Below are 15739 nucleotides of genomic sequence, written 5' to 3'. Positions count from 1 at the left end.
AAAAGCATTCGCACTGCGGCACGGCTCGTTGCGTGACGTTACATCCGGTCAGCGCTACGGTTGACGGGTGATCGAGATGTGCGGGTAGATGGCGTTGCAGTGCCAGCGCACATTGATCGCGCCGAGTGCGCAGCGGGTGTAGCTCACCCGCTGCGCCGTGTCCGGATCACTTGACCGGTTCGGCCGGTTTGGGTTTTTCCGCAGGCGCGGTCGGTTCGGCTGGCGCCGCTGGCTTGGCTTTTTCAGCCGGCTCGGTGGGCTTGTCGGTGGGCTTGGGCTTGTCGCCGGTCGCCGGACGCGCTGCTGCCGGCTTGGGTTCGGCCGCTGTCTTGGCGGCCTTGGCCTTCTGCGCGGCCTGCGCCTTGGCTTTGAGCGCGGCTTGGGCCTTGGCTGCCGAACCGGGCTGCTTGAGTTCGGCCAATGCAGCAGCGATCGGGCCGTCGCCCGGCAGTACGTCGCCGGCGCTATAGCCCTCTTCGCCCTCGGCATCGCCACGCAGATGGCCGGGCAAGGTGGCTTCGCTGTAGTCGGTCAGGCTGGCCGGCAGGTCGGCATCGCCCGGTTGCTGTTCCGGGGTGAGCAGCACTTCCGGCACTATGCCGCTGGCCTGGATCGACTTGCCGCTGGGCGTGTAATAGCGCGCGGTGGTGAGCTTGACCGAGTCGCCGTTGTCCAGCGGCAGCACGGTCTGCACCGAACCCTTGCCGAAGGTGCGGCTGCCGATGATGCGCGCGCGCTGGTTGTCGCGCAGCGCGCCGGCCAGCACCTCCGAGGCGCTGGCCGAGCCGGCGTCCACCAACACGATGACCGGCACCCCGCCGAGCAGGTCGCCCGGGGTGGCGTCGAACTTGGCATCGCTGATCGAAATACGTCCACGGGTGCTGACGATGTTGCCCTTGTCGAGCAGATCGTCGGCGACCTGTACCGCGGCCGTCAGCAGGCCGCCCGGATTGCTGCGCAGATCCAGCACCAGGCCGCGCAACTTGCCGCCGGCCTGCAGTTGCTTGAGGTTCTTCTGGAAGTCGGCACCGGTGTCGGCCTGGAAGGTGCTGATGCGGATATAGCCGTAGCCCGGTTCCAGCAGCTTGCTGCGCACGCTGGCCACGCGGATGGTCTCGCGCTGCAGGGTGACGTCGAACGGCTTGGGCGTCTTGTCGCGCACGATGGTCAGCACGACCTTGCTGCCGGATTCGCCGCGCAGCGGCTCCATCGCCTTGCTGGCGTCGATCGGCTTGCCGTCGATGGCCACGATCACATCGCCGGCGCGGATGCCGGCGCGCGCCGCCGGGGTGTCGTCGATCGGGGCGATCACCTTGAGCGTGTTGTCCTGTTGCTGCAGCAATTCCACGCCGATGCCGTCGTAGGCGCCAGTGGCCTGTTCGTCGAAGGCCTCGGCGTCTTCCTTGTCGAAATAGGTGCTGTGCGGGTCCAGATCCGAGAGCAGGCCACGCACGGCGGCATGCATCAGCTTCTTGTCTTCGACCGGATCCACATACGCCTGCTTGACCGCGTTGTAGACCGCCACGAAACGGCGGATCTCTTCCAGCGGCACCTTGGACACGGCGGCTTCATTGGCTTCCGGATCGTCCGCAGTGGCCTGGGCGGCGGCGGTGCCGGCCTTCTGTGCCCAACCGGGCGACGCGAACAAGGCCAGCGACAGGGCAACGGACAGGACAGCTACGCGCATGAAGCACTCCGGAAGAGAGAAGACGCCCCACAACGTGGCGCCGCCTGGATTATGCGCGAAGCAGCGATAAATCCGCGTTGAATTGCCGTTGCCTGCTGCAACTGCGCAGATGCATGCGCGGTGGCGTCGCTGTGCGGTGCGCATCGTGCTGGCGATGACGCGGCCAGACGCGCTGCCGGGCATGGGCGACAGCGCACCGGGAGCGCCCGCCCGATGGCTGCGCAAGCAGCTTGTCCCGGTTCCCTGAGTGGTCGCCTCAATGGTCGCTTCAACGCGATGCACGTCTGGTCACCGGGACGCGGCAACGCGTGGCTCACCGCTCACCGCACCTGCACTCAGCGCCGCTGCAACCAGCTCGACGGATCCACCGGCTGCCCGTTGCGACGCAGTTCGAAGTACAACGCCGGCACGCCCTGCCCGCCCGAGCTGCCGACCTTGGCCACCGCCTCGCCGCGCTTGATCGAGGCGCCGGCATCGCGCAACAGCGTGTCGTTGTGCGCGTACAGGCTCATGTAGCCATTGCCGTGGTCCACGATCAGGATCATGCCGTAGCCGGTCATCCAGTCGGAGAACACCACCGTGCCATCGGCCACGGCGCTGACGGTGCTGCCCTTGGGCGCGCCGATCAGCACGCCCTTGCTGGTGTGGCCGTCCGGCAAGGTGGCGTTGAAGCGGGCCAGCAGGTTGCCCGACACCGGCCAGCTCAGCCCACCGACCTTGGGGGCCGGCGCGCTGGCGATCACCTTGGGCGGCGTCTTGCCCGGCCGGTCGGGACGATCGGTGCGATCGGTTTTGGCGCGCTTTGCCTGCGCGGCGGCTTCGGCTGCGGCGCGCTTGGCGGCCGCGCGCCGTTCGGCTTCGGCTGCGGCGCGCTTGGCGGCCGCGCGCCGTTCGGCTTCGGCCTTGGCGGCGGCCGCGCGCAGATTGGCGAGCAACTGTTCCAGCGACTTGGCGTCCTGGCCCAGGGCTTTTTCGCGTTCGGCGCGCTGTTTGTAGCGGTCGTCCAGCTGGGCGACGGTGACCGCCTGCTGCGAGCGATCCTTCTGCAGCGAAGAGGCCTGCGCTTTTTGCTGCGCACGCGCGCTATCCAGTGCCTGGCGCCGGCTGGCGATGTCCTGTTCCACTTTCGCCAAGGCCTCCAGCTGCGTGGTCAGCGCCTGGATGCGCTGTGCGCGCGCGTTCTGCACGTAGCGATGGTCGGCCAGCCGGCGCGTGGCATCGCCCACCGTGTCTTGCGACAACAACACCTTCAACGGCGCGTTGCGGCCGAGCTGATCGGCGGCGCGCAACAGCGCTGCCAGCTGCGCGCGCTGGGTCTGCAGGCCGCGCTGCAACTGCGCGCGATCCTGCTGCAGTTTGCTCAGATGCTGCTCCTGCTCGCGCATCGCCGATTCGGTTTCGCTCAATGCACGTGCGGTCTTGGCCACCTTTTCATCGGCCTGGCGTAGCTGCTGGGCGGCGGTGCCGCGCTTGCCTTCCAGTTCGCGCCGGTCGGCAGTGATGGTCTTCAATTCATCGCGCAGCTGCTGCAGTTTGCGCTCGGCCTCGCGCTGGCTTTGCGCGCTTGCACCGGCGCTGCCGAGCACTGTGCAAGCCAGCAGCGCGCAAGCCAGCATGGCCGCCGCCAGCCACGCGCGTGAGCGGCCGGTGGCGGGGGCAAGCGGCAGGCGCGAGCGCGGTGCGGGCGAAGGGGGCAACGAACGGTCCAGTGACTTCAGGCAGGTGCGCGATTGTAGCCAAGCATGGTGTGATCGCCGCCACGCCCCAGATCGCCGCCGCCGCGCGAGGTTCAGCATGAAGTCCCAGCATCTTCTCCTGATGGTGTCCCTGGTCTGCACGAGCGCCTGGGCCAACGAGGACATCAGCAAGGTCAATGGTCGCATCAGCGCCGAGGCCGGCCAATCCTATGGCGCCCTGGACACCGTCAACGGCTCCATCGAAATCGGTGCCGGTGCGCAGACCAAGAGCGTGGAAACCGTCAACGGCAGCATCCAGATCGGCGAGCGCGCGCGCACCGGTGGCGTCTCCACCGTCAATGGCGCGATCACGCTGGGCCAGAAAGTGGTGGTGTCCGGCGGGCTGGAGACGGTCAACGGCAGCATTCTGGTGGAGCGCGGCAGCCAGATCAGCGGCGGCGTGGAAACCGTCAACGGCAGCATCGGTCTGGTGGAAACCGAGCTCGGCAAGGGCATCGAGACCGTCAATGGCGATATCACCGTGGGGGTGGGCTCGCATGTGCATGGCGGGATCGAGGTCACCAAGCCCAATTTCAGTCTTTCGTTCAAGCCGTCGCGCAAGCCGCGGGTGGTGATCGGCCCCAATGCGGTGGTGGATGGGCAGCTGCAGTTCGAGCGCGAGGTCAACCTGTATGTGCATCGCACCGCCAGGATCGGCGCGGTTACCGGCGCCACTGCGCGCAGTTTCGACAGCGACGTGGCGCCCAAGGACTGACGCGCTCACCACAGTCAACGCCTAGAATCGGGGGACCTTCGCCGCACGAGGAGTCCCGATGCCCCGCAAGATCCTGTTGTGCCTGGCCGCGACGCTGGCCCTGGCCGGCTGCAAACGTGAGCCCGCCGACGCACCTGCCGCGCCCAGCGCGCAGACCCCGGCCGATACCGCACCCAGCGCACCGGTCAGCCGGCACGCGTTCTCGCCGGAGATGACGACCGGCGACTTCGCCGAGTTGGTCAAGACACTGGCCTCGGACGATTTCGAAGGGCGCGGCCCGGGCACCGCGGGCGAAGAGAAGACCGTCACCTATATCCGCGACCAGATGCAGCGCATCGGGCTGCAGCCGGGCAATGGCGATAGCTGGTTCCAGGACGTGCCGATGGTGGAAACCACCGCCGATGCAGCCACCGCACCCAGTCTGCGCAGCGGCGATCAGACCCGCGCACTGGCCTTCGGCACCGACATCGTGGTGGGCACGCGCACCGGCCAGGCCGAGGTCAAGCTGGACAACAGCGAGCTGGTGTTCGTCGGCTACGGCGTGGATGCGCCCGAGCAACAGTGGAACGATTACGCCGGCCAGGACTGGAAGGGCAAGACGGTGGTGATGTTCGTCAACGACCCCGGCTTCCACACCGGCGATGCCAAGCTGTTCGACGGCAAGCGCATGACGTACTACGGGCGCTGGACCTACAAGTTCGAAGAAGCCGCGCGCAAGGGCGCCGCTGCCGCGCTGATCGTGCACGACACGCCCGGCGCCAGCTACGGCTGGGATGTGGTGAAGAATTCCTGGGCCGGCCCGCAATACGACTTGCCGGCCAAGGACGACACCGATCCGCGCCTGCCGGTGCAGGGCTGGATCAGCGCCGAGACCGCCAAGCAGCTGTTCGCCAACGCCGGGCTGGATCTGGCGCAGGCCTACAAGGACGCCAGCAAGCGCGGCTTCAAGCCGGTGCCGTTGAAGGCCAGCTGGTCGGTGGACCTGAAGAGCACCATCGCCGAAAAGACCTCACGCAATGTGGTCGGCGTGCTGCCGGGCAGCAGCCACGCCGATGAGGCGGTGCTGTACATGGCGCATTGGGATCACCTGGGCAAGCATCCGGGCGAGAGTGGCGACAACATCTACAACGGCGCGGTGGACAACGCGACCGGCGTGGCCGGCATTCTGGAAATCGCCGATGCCTTCGCGCATCAGGATCCCAAGCCGGCGCGCTCGGTGGTGTTTGTGGCGGTGACGCTGGAAGAATCCGGCCTGCTCGGGTCCAAGTATTACGTGGCCAATCCGAGTTTCCCGCTGGACAAGATTGCTGCGGTGATCAACCTGGATGCGATGTCGGTGGCCGGGCGCGCGCGCGATGTCACCGTGGTGGGCATGGGCAGCTCGGAGCTGGAAGACATTCTCAAGCCGATCACCGCGATGCAGGGCCGCACGCTGCACGCTGAGGCCACACCGCAGAGCGGCTCGTATTTCCGCTCGGATCATTTCAATTTCGCCAAGGCCGGTGTGCCGGCGCTGTACGCCGATGGCGGCGAGGACCTGCGCGAGGGCGGCACCGCTGCCGGACGTGCAGCAGCCGAAGACTACGGCCGCAATCGCTACCATGCCCCTGGCGATGAATACGATGCGGCCACCTGGAAACTCGATGGCACCCTCGAAGACTTGCAGGCCGTGTATGGCGTGGGCAAGGAAGTCGCCGCTGGCGAGCGTTGGCCCAACTGGTATGCCGGCAACCCATTCAAGGCCGCGCGCGACCGCATGATGGTCGGCAAGCCGGGTGCGGGTGCAGTAGCGGATCCGCAGGCACCTGCCTCTGCTGCTGATGGCAAACAGGCCGATGGCAAGCAGGTAGCGCCGGCGCGTTGAGTACACCGAGTGCGCGCACGGCCTCAAGCACGCATGTGTGGGGTCGTGTTGCGATCGATCGAGTTGCGGCAGTGCGGGTGACAACAAGGCCGCACTGCCTGCGGTGTCAATAAACGGGGCCTCCAGTTGGAGGCCCTGTTCAGTGCTGCAGTGATGCCCGGCAAACGTGCTCAAACACCACCACGCGATTGCGTCAGTGATGGATCAGTCGTTGTCCGCGCTGACCACGTGCCCATCTTCCGGATCGATGTGCAGGTCGACCTTCTGTCCGCCACGTTGCTCGGCGTCGGCCTTCCACAGGCCGTCCTTGAACTTGAGATCGTGCACGTTGGAATAGCCGTTGGTTGACAACGCCGCGCGGATGTCGGCCTCGCTCAACTTGGAGGTGGTCTGGTCGCCGTACACGCGCCCGGTCACCGGGTCGATACGCACATCCACATCCTTGCCATCGCCGCTGCGCGCATCGGCGGTCCACACTCCGTGCTCGAACTTGACGTCGTGCACCTTGGTGTAACCCTTGCTGGTGAGCATGCTGGTGATTTCGGCGGACGTCAGCGCCTTGGCCGGCTTATCGGCAGCGGCCTGCGCGAATGCGCCATGCGATGCCAGCGCGAGTGCGCCGATCAGCGCGGTCTTCATCAATCGATGTGCCATGAGACTGCTCCTGCAGTGAAGTGTGCCCATGCTGGACGCGCTGTCATCGCCATCGGGTGAAAAAACCGACGTCGCGGTAGCACGAGTTCAGGCAGCTGAAATGCTCGCACTGGTCTTCATTCGCCTTGCACGTGATGTTTACCTTCCGCGGGAGGCGGCTGCAGTGGTAGGGCAAGGTCGTCGATGACGCGATCGGGATGGTTGCGCTGCGATTCGCACCGGCGCCAGAACGATGCACAGCCCGGACGGACGCATAAAATCGAGCCGCCTTGCGGCGGCTCGATCCGATTACATCAAGGTGTGACACCTGTTACGCCCACTGCCCACGGAGACAGGATCGACATCTGCGGCCGGTCGGTGCCGTCCTTGTTCGGCTGTAGGGTATACGCGTAGGAGCCCCACCAGGCACCTGCGGCCCACCACGTCCAGCCCAACCAGACATCGTCGTTTCTTTTCATGTACTTGAGCATGCCGTACAGCGCACTATTACAGGTCTTGTTGCTGGCACTGCCGAATTCGCCAAGGAAACCGCGCTTGTGATTGGCGCGTAGCCAGTCGGTGAAGCTGCGCAGACGATCGGCACCGATGCTGGAATTGACGCACACGTTGGTCGTGCCGCTGGAATCTGCGTCCAGATACTGATGCACCTCGAACGCATAGTTGTTGAGGGGATCGTAGATGGACGCCAGCGCGGTGGCATTGGAATAGCCATCGCTTGTGAGCGAGGACCAACTGTGCGCACCGGTCCAGAGAACGCCTGGGACCAGGATCAAATTGTTCGCACCGGTGGCGCGGATGGCGTCGATCGCCGCCTGGGCGCTACCGGCCCATCCGCTGGCAGACACGCCATTGGGCTCGTTCATCAGGCCGAAGATCACGGCATTGTCGTTGCGGAACACCAGCGCAAGACGCCGCCATAAATCGGCGAACGTGGCGTTTTGCACCTCGCTGCTACCGATCTTGTAGCCGTTGTATTTGGCGTAGTTGTGGATGTCCAACACCAGATACATGCCCGATGCCTTGGCGCGTGCCACCGCCTGTTGCACCAATGCCAGTTGCGCCGGATCCAATTCGCCGCGCGCACTCGGTTGCAGGCGCTCCCACAGGATGGGAAGACGAATGGTATTCATGCCTACACCTGCGAAATAGGTGTAATCGCTGGTTGCCGGATACATATAGTCCTTGTTGAGGACTCCCGGCTTTTTGGAAGACGCGAATTCTGCGCCTGAGAGATTGACGCCGGCGTATTTCAGTACGCGCGTTCTTGCGTGGGCGAGCGGCAACGTGCCGATCAGAAGGAACAGCAGGGCGCAACGAACAAGGTTGCGAAGCGAGTGAGAAACGGCAGACATAAAGCAACTCCTTAGACGACGGGGAAGATGCGTCACAGCACCCTTTGTGCTTGCGATCTGCGCGAAATACGCCGCATCCGTCGTCTTTAATGCATCTGCCGTACCGAATTTCCGGTTGCATTAACTGCGAAGTAAATGTGTCGAATGGAGCGCAGTCACATATCGCACAGGTCACTTTTCGAATCAGCGCGTTATAACGTGGGCATGGAATATGCGGAAAAGCAGGCTTTTCAAGCCGCGACAGATGCATCGCTGTGTCGAAATGCCATCGTATGGACGCGCTCGCTGTCAACGGTCCGGCGTCGGATCACTGACGTAACAATGCAGTAGCACGTGCAGCGAACGCATAAGCGTTTGCCGTCGTCGTCTATGTTTATCGCAGGCGTTATTAACTAAGCGATACGCTTTCCACGGTTGTGTGGCTGATGCGCCGGGCAGGACCATCCGGATGCATGCACGCGAGCTTGGCAGCAAGCTGCTGGGGCAACCAGCGCCCTAGCATTAGAGGATCACGCACCAACTGAAACACCGCCGTCCCCGGCGTCAGTCAGGTGGTGACGGCTTTTCAACTGCAATGAGGGTGTTGCACTTGGATAGTGAGTCCAAGCTGTGTGACCGCACGTTGCGATGACGCACACAAAAGAGCCGCCTTGCGGCGGCTCGATCGGATCATGGCGAGATCACATCAAGGGCTGAAGCGTGTCGCATGGGTCGCCTGTGGCGACAGGATCGACATCTGCGGCTTGTCGGTTCCATCCTTGTTGGGATGCACGTTGTATTCGTAACTGATGTTCCACCATGAACCGGCAGCCCACCAGGTCCAGCCCAGCCAGACATCTGCATTGGTTTCCATGTACCCGAGCATGCCCTGCAGCGCTGCATTGCAACCTGCGTTGTTGCCGGTGCCGAATTCGCCCAGGAAACCGCGTTTTTGATTGAGGCGCAACCACTCGGTGAAACTGCGAAGACGATCGGCGCCGACGGTGGCACTAACGCAGACATTGCTGGTGCCGCTGGAATCGGCATCCAGGTACTGATGCACTTCGAACGCGTAGTGGTTGAGTGGGTCGTAGATGGAGGTCAGCGCGGTGGCGTTGGAATACCCATCGCTGGTGGGCGAGTACCAACTATGCGCGCCGGTCCATAACACGCCGGGGACCAGAATCAAATTGTTTGCACCGGTGGCCCGAATGCTGTCGATGCCTGCCTGTGCAGCGGCTGCCCAGCCACCTGCCGATACCCCATTGGGCTCGTTCATCAGCCCGAAAATCACCGCGTTATCGTTTTTGAACACCAGCGCAAGACGGCGCCACAAATCGCTGAAGGTCGCAATCGGCACTTCAGGAGTGCCTATTTTATAACCGTAATATTTGGCATAGTTATGGATATCCAGTACCAGATACATGCCCGATGCCTTGGCGCGGGCCACTGCCTGCTTCACCAATGCCAATTGCGCCGGATCCAGTTCGCCACGCGCGCTGGGTTGCAGACGCTCCCACAAAATGGGCAGGCGGATCGTATTCATGCCAACGCCGGCGAAATAGGTGTAATCGCTGGCAGGTGCGTACATATAGTCTTTGTTGAGGACTCCCGGCTTTTTCGACGATGCAAACTCGGCACCGGAAAGATTGACTCCGGCGTAGGTGAGTGCGCGTGTCTGCGCATGAACATGCGGCAAGACGCCAAGCAGGATGAGAAGCAGTGCACAGCGAACAACGCTGCGCAGCGAGCAGGAAACAGAAGACATAAAGCAACTCCTTGAACGACAGGGACGATGCGTCGCAGCCGGTTGCGTGCGATTTGCGCCAAGTGCGCTGCATCGGTAGGACTTAATGCATTGGCTGTTCCCGATCGCGCAGCACACTGAGCGTTAAGTAAATGTGCGAGCTCACTCCCAGTCACAATTCGCCGGGGTCACATTCCGCACCAGCACGCTGTAACGCGCGGCAGAAAAAAGCGGCCGCGCACGCTTCGGCACACGGTCAGCGCGGACCGTGTGCTGTCGAAAGAACGTCGTATGGATGCGTCTGCTGCCAACTGCATGACGCCGATTCATTGGCGCCGTGCACGGTTACGCCTGCATGCTCAGCGCGTGCGAGGCGTGGTTTGCAGACGGATGCGAGGTGCCGCTGTTAGCGGGCGATACGCTGCGCGCGGGCGCTCAGGATCGTCATCTGTGGCTTGTCGCGTCCCTGCGCATCGGGCTGCACGTTGAATGGATAGGTCCGGTTCCACCATGCACCGGCCGCCCACCAGGTCCAGCCGATCAACACATCGCTGTTGGTTTCCATGTACCCCAACATGTTGTTGAGTGCGCTGTTGCAGGTCGCGTTGTTGCCAGTGCCGAATTCGCCCAGAAATCCACGCTTGTGATTCAGGCGCAGCCACTGGGTAAAACTGCGCAGACGTTCGGCACCGACGGTGCTGCTGACGCAACCGGCGCTGGTACCGCTGGAGTCGGTATCCAGGTATTGATGCACTTCGATGGCATAGCGATTGAGCGGGTCGCGAATGGATGCCAGTGCCACGGCATTGGATTGCCCGGCAACGGTGGAATACCAGCTGTGCGCGCCGCTCCACAGCGCACCGGGAACCAGAATCAGATTATTGGCGCCGGTTTTGCGGATGGTGTCGATCGAGGCTTGTGCCGCGGTGGCCCAGGATTGCGGATTGATGTCGTAAGGCTCATTCATCAGCCCGAAGATCACCGCGTTGTCGTTCTTGAAGGCGATCGCCAGACGGCGCCACAAATCGGTAAAGGTGCTGATCGGCACGCGGCTGCTGCCGATCTTGTTGCCGTAGTACTTGGCGTAGTTGTGCACATCCAGAATCAGATAGACCTTGGCGGCCTTTGCATTGGCGACCGCCTGGCGGATCAGTGCCAATTGCGCCGCATCCAGTTCACCGCCAGCCTTGGGTTGCAGGCGCTCCCACAGGATGGGTAGCCGAATGGTGTTCATGTGTTTGCCGGCGAAGTAGCGGTAATCGCTGGCAGCCGGATACAGGTAGTCGACGTTGAGCACGCCGGGTTTTTGCGAGGAGTTGATTTCTGCGCCAGAGAGATTGACGCCGGCATACTTCAGGCGATTGCCGCTCTGTGCATGTGCAAGCGGCATGATGACAAGCAGCAGAATTGAGAACGCGCAGCTAAGCAGCCGGCGTGTCCGGGGGGGAGAGGGCAACATGGGTGACTCCTGAAGCATTCGCGTGGGGAGATGCATTGCACTGGCGTGGACCTGCCACGTGCATGACGACAATGCGACGCCTACACCCTAGGCATATCCGTACATTCAAACTACGAATGCGAGATATCACTTAATTGGAGTTGTGAGCGACTTGGCACTTATTGCCAAACATACACGTGCTTTGATGTGGTGAGGCGCACATCGCGCGATCGTCATTGCCGCACACAGGTCGCACTCTGCGCGGCAGCACTGCATCGACTGCTGCGCATTCGAGATGGAGTGACGTTGCAGGTTGTCTTGCGATTACAACACTGCACATCGATGCAGTGGCGTGCCTTGCATCAACGCAGATCGCAATTGCACGTATAAAACTCACCTGGTGCGCGAACGGGACGTCGGCACTTGCGATGCATTGCACGTGAGGTTTGTGCGCTGCGTCGTGATTGTGGCAACACTCCATCACTGCGGATCCTGCAAGACGCGTCGCGCGATTGCGGGGCCACCGCGCATTTGCGGGTGGCGCTGTGCTGCCAGCGCCCGCACATCTGATGCTTCGGCATGGCGCATGTCATATATGCACGAAAAAAAAACGGTGGCCGCAGCATCTTGCTGCGACCACCGCATTCGAACAGACCGGCGTGTGTTACTTGGTGGCGCGGCGTGCGTACTTGCTCAGGATGGAGATCTGCGGCTTGTCGCTGCCATCCTTGCCCGGCTGCACGTTGAAGAAGTACTCCGGCTTCCACCATGCACCGGCGGCCCACCAGGTCCAGCCCAGCAACACGTCGCTGTTCTTTTCCATGTAGGTCAGCATGCCTTCCAGCGCCTGGTCGCAGACCGGATTGTTGGCGGTGCCGAATTCGCCCAGAAAGCCTTTCTGCTTGTTCTCGCGCAGCCATGCGGTGAAGCCGCGTAATTTCTCTTCGCCAACCGTGGCGCTGATGCAGACCGGCTTGGTGCCGCTGTAGTCGCTGTCCAGATATTGATGCGCTTCGAAGGCCAGGTTGTTGCCCGGGTCCTTGACGATCTCCAGCGCCTTGGCATTGGAACCGCCATAGTTGGCGCTGCGCCAGCTGTGCGCGCCGCTGTAGGCGGTGCCCGGCACCAGGATCAGGTTCTTGGCGCCGGTCTTGCGGATCGCGTTGATTGCGCCTTGCGCCGCTGCAGCCCAGTCGGTTGCGGAAATCCCGTTGGGCTCATTCATCAGCCCGAAGATCACCGACGAGTCGTCCTTGAATTCCAGCGCCAGCCGGCGCCACAGATCCGCCACTGCGGCGGCGGGCACATCGCTGGTGCCGATGCGCTTGCCGTTGTACTTGGCGTAGTTGTGCACATCCAGGATCAGGTATTGCTTGTTGGCCTTGGCCGCCGCCACCGATTTCTTCAGTAGCGCCAATTGCGCCGGATCCAACTCGCCGCTGAGCTGTGGCTGCAGGCGTTCCCACAGGAACGGCAAGCGGATCGTATTCATGCCTTTGCCGGCGAAATAACTGAAATCCGACGCGGCCGGATAGGTGTAGTCCTTGTACAAGGTGCCCGGCTTCTTGCGCGAATTGAACTCGGCGCCGGAGAGATTGACACCGACATATTTCAGGCCGGCAGATTCTTTTTTCGCGGCGGCGGGCTCTTTTGCCTGCGCCAATGGCATCGCGGCGAGCAAGGTCAGTGCGAGTGCGGCACTGCGTAACGAGGGGAAATGTGCGGGAGAGCGAAACATGAAGCCTCCTTCGGCATCGACGTGAGTGGCCGCAGGGGGAGGGCACGGCCAGCAGGGATGGTGCAGGGCTGGATGGTGGTTGGTCAGCGTAGAAGCTTTGGCGTTAGTGCGCCGTTCACGCCTACTGCAGCGATTTGATCGCGCAAACGCCTGCAAGGCGCACCACGCCGCTGCGGTGGCGTTCGCAACCCGACAGGCAAGACGCACTGTCGCAGGAGTGCGACAGGCGCCTGTTTTAAGCTAGAGGCTGCTTACTTTTGTCTCCTGCACCATCGCGGGGGACGTGACGCCCGGAGCCCCCTCATGAGCAAAGCTCACGCTTACGCCGCCCAGACCGCCGATCAACCGCTTGCACCGTTCGTGTTCGAACGGCGCGCACCCGGCCCCGACGATGTACAGATCGACATCGCCTATTGCGGTGTGTGTCACTCTGATCTGCATACCGCACGCAACGAATGGCACAACACGCTGTATCCGTCGGTGCCCGGCCACGAGATCGTCGGCCGTGTGACGGCGGTGGGCGATGCGGTCACTGGCTTCAAGGTCGGCGACCTGGCCGGTGTCGGCTGCATGGTCGATAGCTGTCGCAGCTGCGCGTCCTGCCAGGAAGGCGAAGAACAGTATTGCGAGCAGGGCTTTACCGGCACCTATAACGGGCCGATGTTTGGCGGCGAGAACACCTACGGCGGTTACTCGGACCACATCGTGGTCGATCAGAAATACGTGCTGCGCATCTCGCATAGCGACAACCTGGCCGCCGTGGCGCCGCTGCTGTGCGCCGGCATCACCACCTATTCGCCGCTGGCGCATTGGAAGGTCGGTCCCGGCCAGAAGGTGGGTGTGGTGGGCCTGGGTGGCCTGGGCCACATGGCAGTGAAGATCGCCAAGGCGATGGGCGCCACCGTGGTGTTGTTCACCACCTCCGAGAGCAAGCGCGCCGATGCGTTGCGTCTGGGTGCCAGCGAGGTGGTGATCTCCAAGGACGAGGCGCAGATGGCTGCGCAAGCCAACACACTGGACTTCATCCTCAACACCGTGGCCGCCCCGCACAACCTGGACCCGTTCCTGGCTGCGCTCAAGCGCGACGGGGCGATGGTGCTGGTCGGCGTGCCCGAGCATTCGCACCCTTCGCCGAGCGTGTTCAATCTGATCATGAAGCGCCGCACGCTGGCCGGTTCGTTGATCGGCGGCATCCGCCAGACCCAGGAGATGCTGGATTTCTGCGCCAAGCACAACATCGTCTCGGACATCGAAACGATTCGCGCCGACCAGATCAACGAGGCCTACGAGCGCATGCTCAAGAGCGACGTGAAGTATCGCTTCGTGATCGACATGGCCACGCTGGACAAGGCGGCCTGATTCCCCAACACGCCCGGCAATCGATGCAGCCCTGCAACAGGGCTGCACATCAGGTGCCTGCGAACGACTGCAGCGTGGACCCGGCAGTGACCGCGTCCACGCTGCTGCCGGATGACACCGGCCACCGGCTGCAAGCATCGCCGGACCGCGATGCGATCAACCAGGTCAGGCGCCCTGCGCAGCGGCCACTCTGCCGTCCTGCGCCGGATAGGGCGACACCAGCGGCGTCGTGGGGCGTGTGGTGCGCGCCAGCATGGGTGCGGAGAACAGCAGGTTCAGCGCGGGCAGGCGGCCCGGCGTGCGCAGCAGGCACAGCAGGGTGGGCGCCAGCACGCCGGTGCCCAACAAGGCGAAGAACAGCAGCGACCCATCGTGGATCCAGCGCGGCAGCAGATAGGCCAGCACGATGAACGGCGGGAAGTGGGTCAGATAGAACACCACCGAGTTGCGGCCCACATAGCGGATCGCCTGCGCGGCCGGTTGCTGGTTTGCCCAGATTGCTGCAGCGATCACCAGCGGCAGCGCGATCACCACCAGCGGCAGGTAGCCGATCCAGATACCGTGCAGCGCGGTGAGATTGGCGATCAGCACGATCGCGCACAGGCTCAGGCACGACAGTGACCAGATCCAGCGCGGTGCCTGCTGTAGCAGTGCCGGCACGCGACCGGCCAGCAGCGTGCCGATGTAGAAGAACGCGAAGTAATAGAACGGGTCGGCACCCTGGCGCAGCAATGGGCCCAGGCACACCGAGCCCAGCAGGGTCGTTGCCAGCACCAAGGGGGCCGGCAGCCGACGCAGCAGTGGGATCACTGCAAGAAACACGAACAGGTAGAACAGAAACCAGGTCAGTGCCACATTGCCCACCGCGATCCTGCCCAGGTCCAGCCAGGCGATGGGTTCGGCCTTGGCCAGCACCGAGCCTGCCTCGCGCAACGCGAAGATCAGCAGCGACCAGATCAGATAGGGATACAACACGTGCCGCAGCTTGCCGCTGAAGTAGGTCGCGATCCCCTTGTCCAGCCCACGCGCCACGAACAAGCCCGAGAGCAGGAACATCAGCTGCATGCGCAATGGAGCCAGCGAGCGGTTGATACGCTCGATCGACAGCATCAGCGTGCTGCTTTCTCCGGCTGCGCCGCTGCGTAGCTCGGGATAGGCGTCGAAAGCGAAGCCATAGGCGTGCAGGACGATCACCATCAGTACGCTGGCGCCGCGCAGCCAGTCCACCCAATCATCGCGTTTCTGGTTACCGGTAATGGTCTGGTACGTCATGAGGTTGCTCCTTCGGTGGGGCCCACGGCTTTGCCGCCGCGGTGTGCGACGACACGAATCAGGTCTGGATTCCACGGCGGTGTTGTCCACGCGTGGGAGGAGGGCGGATACCGTCGTTGCCGAGGACATCCGGGTAAGCGCAGAGCGTTGCGCGTGTCAGTTGAGGGGTGGCTGGGCTGCGTGATGCGGGGACGGCTT

At 63.2% G+C, this 15739-nt stretch carries 11 protein-coding genes; 3 read left to right on the top strand and 8 right to left on the bottom strand.

What is annotated here, in order from left to right:
- Window positions 1–166: 166 nt before the first annotated feature.
- Both XcyCFBP4188_RS09510 and XcyCFBP4188_RS09505 read right to left on the bottom strand, forming a co-directional pair.
- Window positions 167–1687 (bottom strand): S41 family peptidase, encoded by a 1521-nt coding sequence (locus XcyCFBP4188_RS09510; RefSeq protein ID WP_043910368.1) that lies wholly within the window; start codon window positions 1685–1687, stop codon window positions 167–169.
- Window positions 1688–2022: 335 nt separating this feature from the next.
- Complete coding sequence (locus XcyCFBP4188_RS09505; protein ID WP_104592000.1) at window positions 2023–3384, bottom strand: murein hydrolase activator EnvC family protein; 1362 nt, start codon at window positions 3382–3384, stop codon at window positions 2023–2025.
- A 97-nt stretch (window positions 3385–3481) separates the two neighbouring features.
- Between XcyCFBP4188_RS09505 and XcyCFBP4188_RS09500 the strand changes: the two genes are divergently transcribed.
- Complete coding sequence (locus XcyCFBP4188_RS09500; RefSeq protein WP_074056223.1) at window positions 3482–4138, top strand: DUF4097 family beta strand repeat-containing protein; 657 nt, start codon at window positions 3482–3484, stop codon at window positions 4136–4138.
- A gap of 58 nt (window positions 4139–4196) precedes the next feature.
- Entirely contained in the window at window positions 4197–6002 is a 1806-nt protein-coding gene (locus XcyCFBP4188_RS09495) for a M28 family metallopeptidase (protein WP_104591999.1), read from the top strand.
- Between the two features lie 204 nt (window positions 6003–6206).
- Here the strand turns inward: XcyCFBP4188_RS09495 and XcyCFBP4188_RS09490 are convergent, their stop codons facing one another.
- The 5 genes from XcyCFBP4188_RS09490 to XcyCFBP4188_RS09470 form a co-directional block, all read right to left on the bottom strand.
- Window positions 6207–6656: a PepSY domain-containing protein gene (locus tag XcyCFBP4188_RS09490; RefSeq protein WP_023901948.1), complete on the bottom strand. Its 450-nt coding sequence runs from the start codon at window positions 6654–6656 to the stop codon at window positions 6207–6209.
- Window positions 6657–6949: 293 nt separating this feature from the next.
- Entirely contained in the window at window positions 6950–8008 is a 1059-nt protein-coding gene (locus XcyCFBP4188_RS09485; protein ID WP_043910363.1) for a glycoside hydrolase family 5 protein, read from the bottom strand.
- A gap of 685 nt (window positions 8009–8693) precedes the next feature.
- Complete coding sequence (locus XcyCFBP4188_RS09480) at window positions 8694–9755, bottom strand: glycoside hydrolase family 5 protein (protein ID WP_074056226.1); 1062 nt, start codon at window positions 9753–9755, stop codon at window positions 8694–8696.
- A gap of 385 nt (window positions 9756–10140) precedes the next feature.
- Window positions 10141–11136, bottom strand: a complete 996-nt coding sequence (locus tag XcyCFBP4188_RS09475; RefSeq protein WP_172839283.1) for a glycoside hydrolase family 5 protein — start codon at window positions 11134–11136, stop codon at window positions 10141–10143.
- Between the two features lie 700 nt (window positions 11137–11836).
- A complete protein-coding gene (locus XcyCFBP4188_RS09470) occupies window positions 11837–12910 on the bottom strand; it encodes a glycoside hydrolase family 5 protein (protein ID WP_043910354.1) in 1074 nt (357 codons plus the stop codon).
- Between the two features lie 303 nt (window positions 12911–13213).
- Here XcyCFBP4188_RS09470 and XcyCFBP4188_RS09465 point away from each other — a divergent pair, with 303 nt between their 5' ends.
- Window positions 13214–14269, top strand: coding sequence for an NAD(P)-dependent alcohol dehydrogenase (locus XcyCFBP4188_RS09465; RefSeq protein WP_006452229.1), 1056 nt, complete (start codon window positions 13214–13216; stop codon window positions 14267–14269).
- Between the two features lie 165 nt (window positions 14270–14434).
- Here XcyCFBP4188_RS09465 and XcyCFBP4188_RS09460 read toward each other — a convergent pair whose 3' ends face one another.
- Complete coding sequence (locus tag XcyCFBP4188_RS09460) at window positions 14435–15541, bottom strand: acyltransferase family protein (RefSeq protein WP_006452228.1); 1107 nt, start codon at window positions 15539–15541, stop codon at window positions 14435–14437.
- Window positions 15542–15739 lie beyond the last annotated feature (198 nt).

Source organism: Xanthomonas hortorum pv. cynarae (assembly GCF_002939985.1).
In the GTDB taxonomy this organism is placed as follows: Bacteria; Pseudomonadota; Gammaproteobacteria; order Xanthomonadales; family Xanthomonadaceae; genus Xanthomonas; species Xanthomonas hortorum_D.
This window is presented reverse-complemented; position numbering and strand designations above follow the sequence as displayed.

Bases quoted from the DNA above. Each gene is read 5' to 3' on its own strand.
- XcyCFBP4188_RS09465 (WP_006452229.1), top strand. From the start codon at position 13,214: ATGAGCAAAGCTCACGCTTACGCCGCCCAGACCGCCGATCAACCGCTT.
- XcyCFBP4188_RS09510 (WP_043910368.1), bottom strand. From the start codon at position 1,687: ATGCGCGTAGCTGTCCTGTCCGTTGCCCTGTCGCTGGCCTTGTTCGCG.
- XcyCFBP4188_RS09470 (WP_043910354.1), bottom strand. From the start codon at position 12,910: ATGTTTCGCTCTCCCGCACATTTCCCCTCGTTACGCAGTGCCGCACTC.
- XcyCFBP4188_RS09485 (WP_043910363.1), bottom strand. From the start codon at position 8,008: ATGTCTGCCGTTTCTCACTCGCTTCGCAACCTTGTTCGTTGCGCCCTG.
- XcyCFBP4188_RS09500 (WP_074056223.1), top strand. From the start codon at position 3,482: ATGAAGTCCCAGCATCTTCTCCTGATGGTGTCCCTGGTCTGCACGAGC.
- XcyCFBP4188_RS09480 (WP_074056226.1), bottom strand. From the start codon at position 9,755: ATGTCTTCTGTTTCCTGCTCGCTGCGCAGCGTTGTTCGCTGTGCACTG.
- XcyCFBP4188_RS09490 (WP_023901948.1), bottom strand. From the start codon at position 6,656: ATGGCACATCGATTGATGAAGACCGCGCTGATCGGCGCACTCGCGCTG.
- XcyCFBP4188_RS09495 (WP_104591999.1), top strand. From the start codon at position 4,197: ATGCCCCGCAAGATCCTGTTGTGCCTGGCCGCGACGCTGGCCCTGGCC.
- XcyCFBP4188_RS09460 (WP_006452228.1), bottom strand. From the start codon at position 15,541: ATGACGTACCAGACCATTACCGGTAACCAGAAACGCGATGATTGGGTG.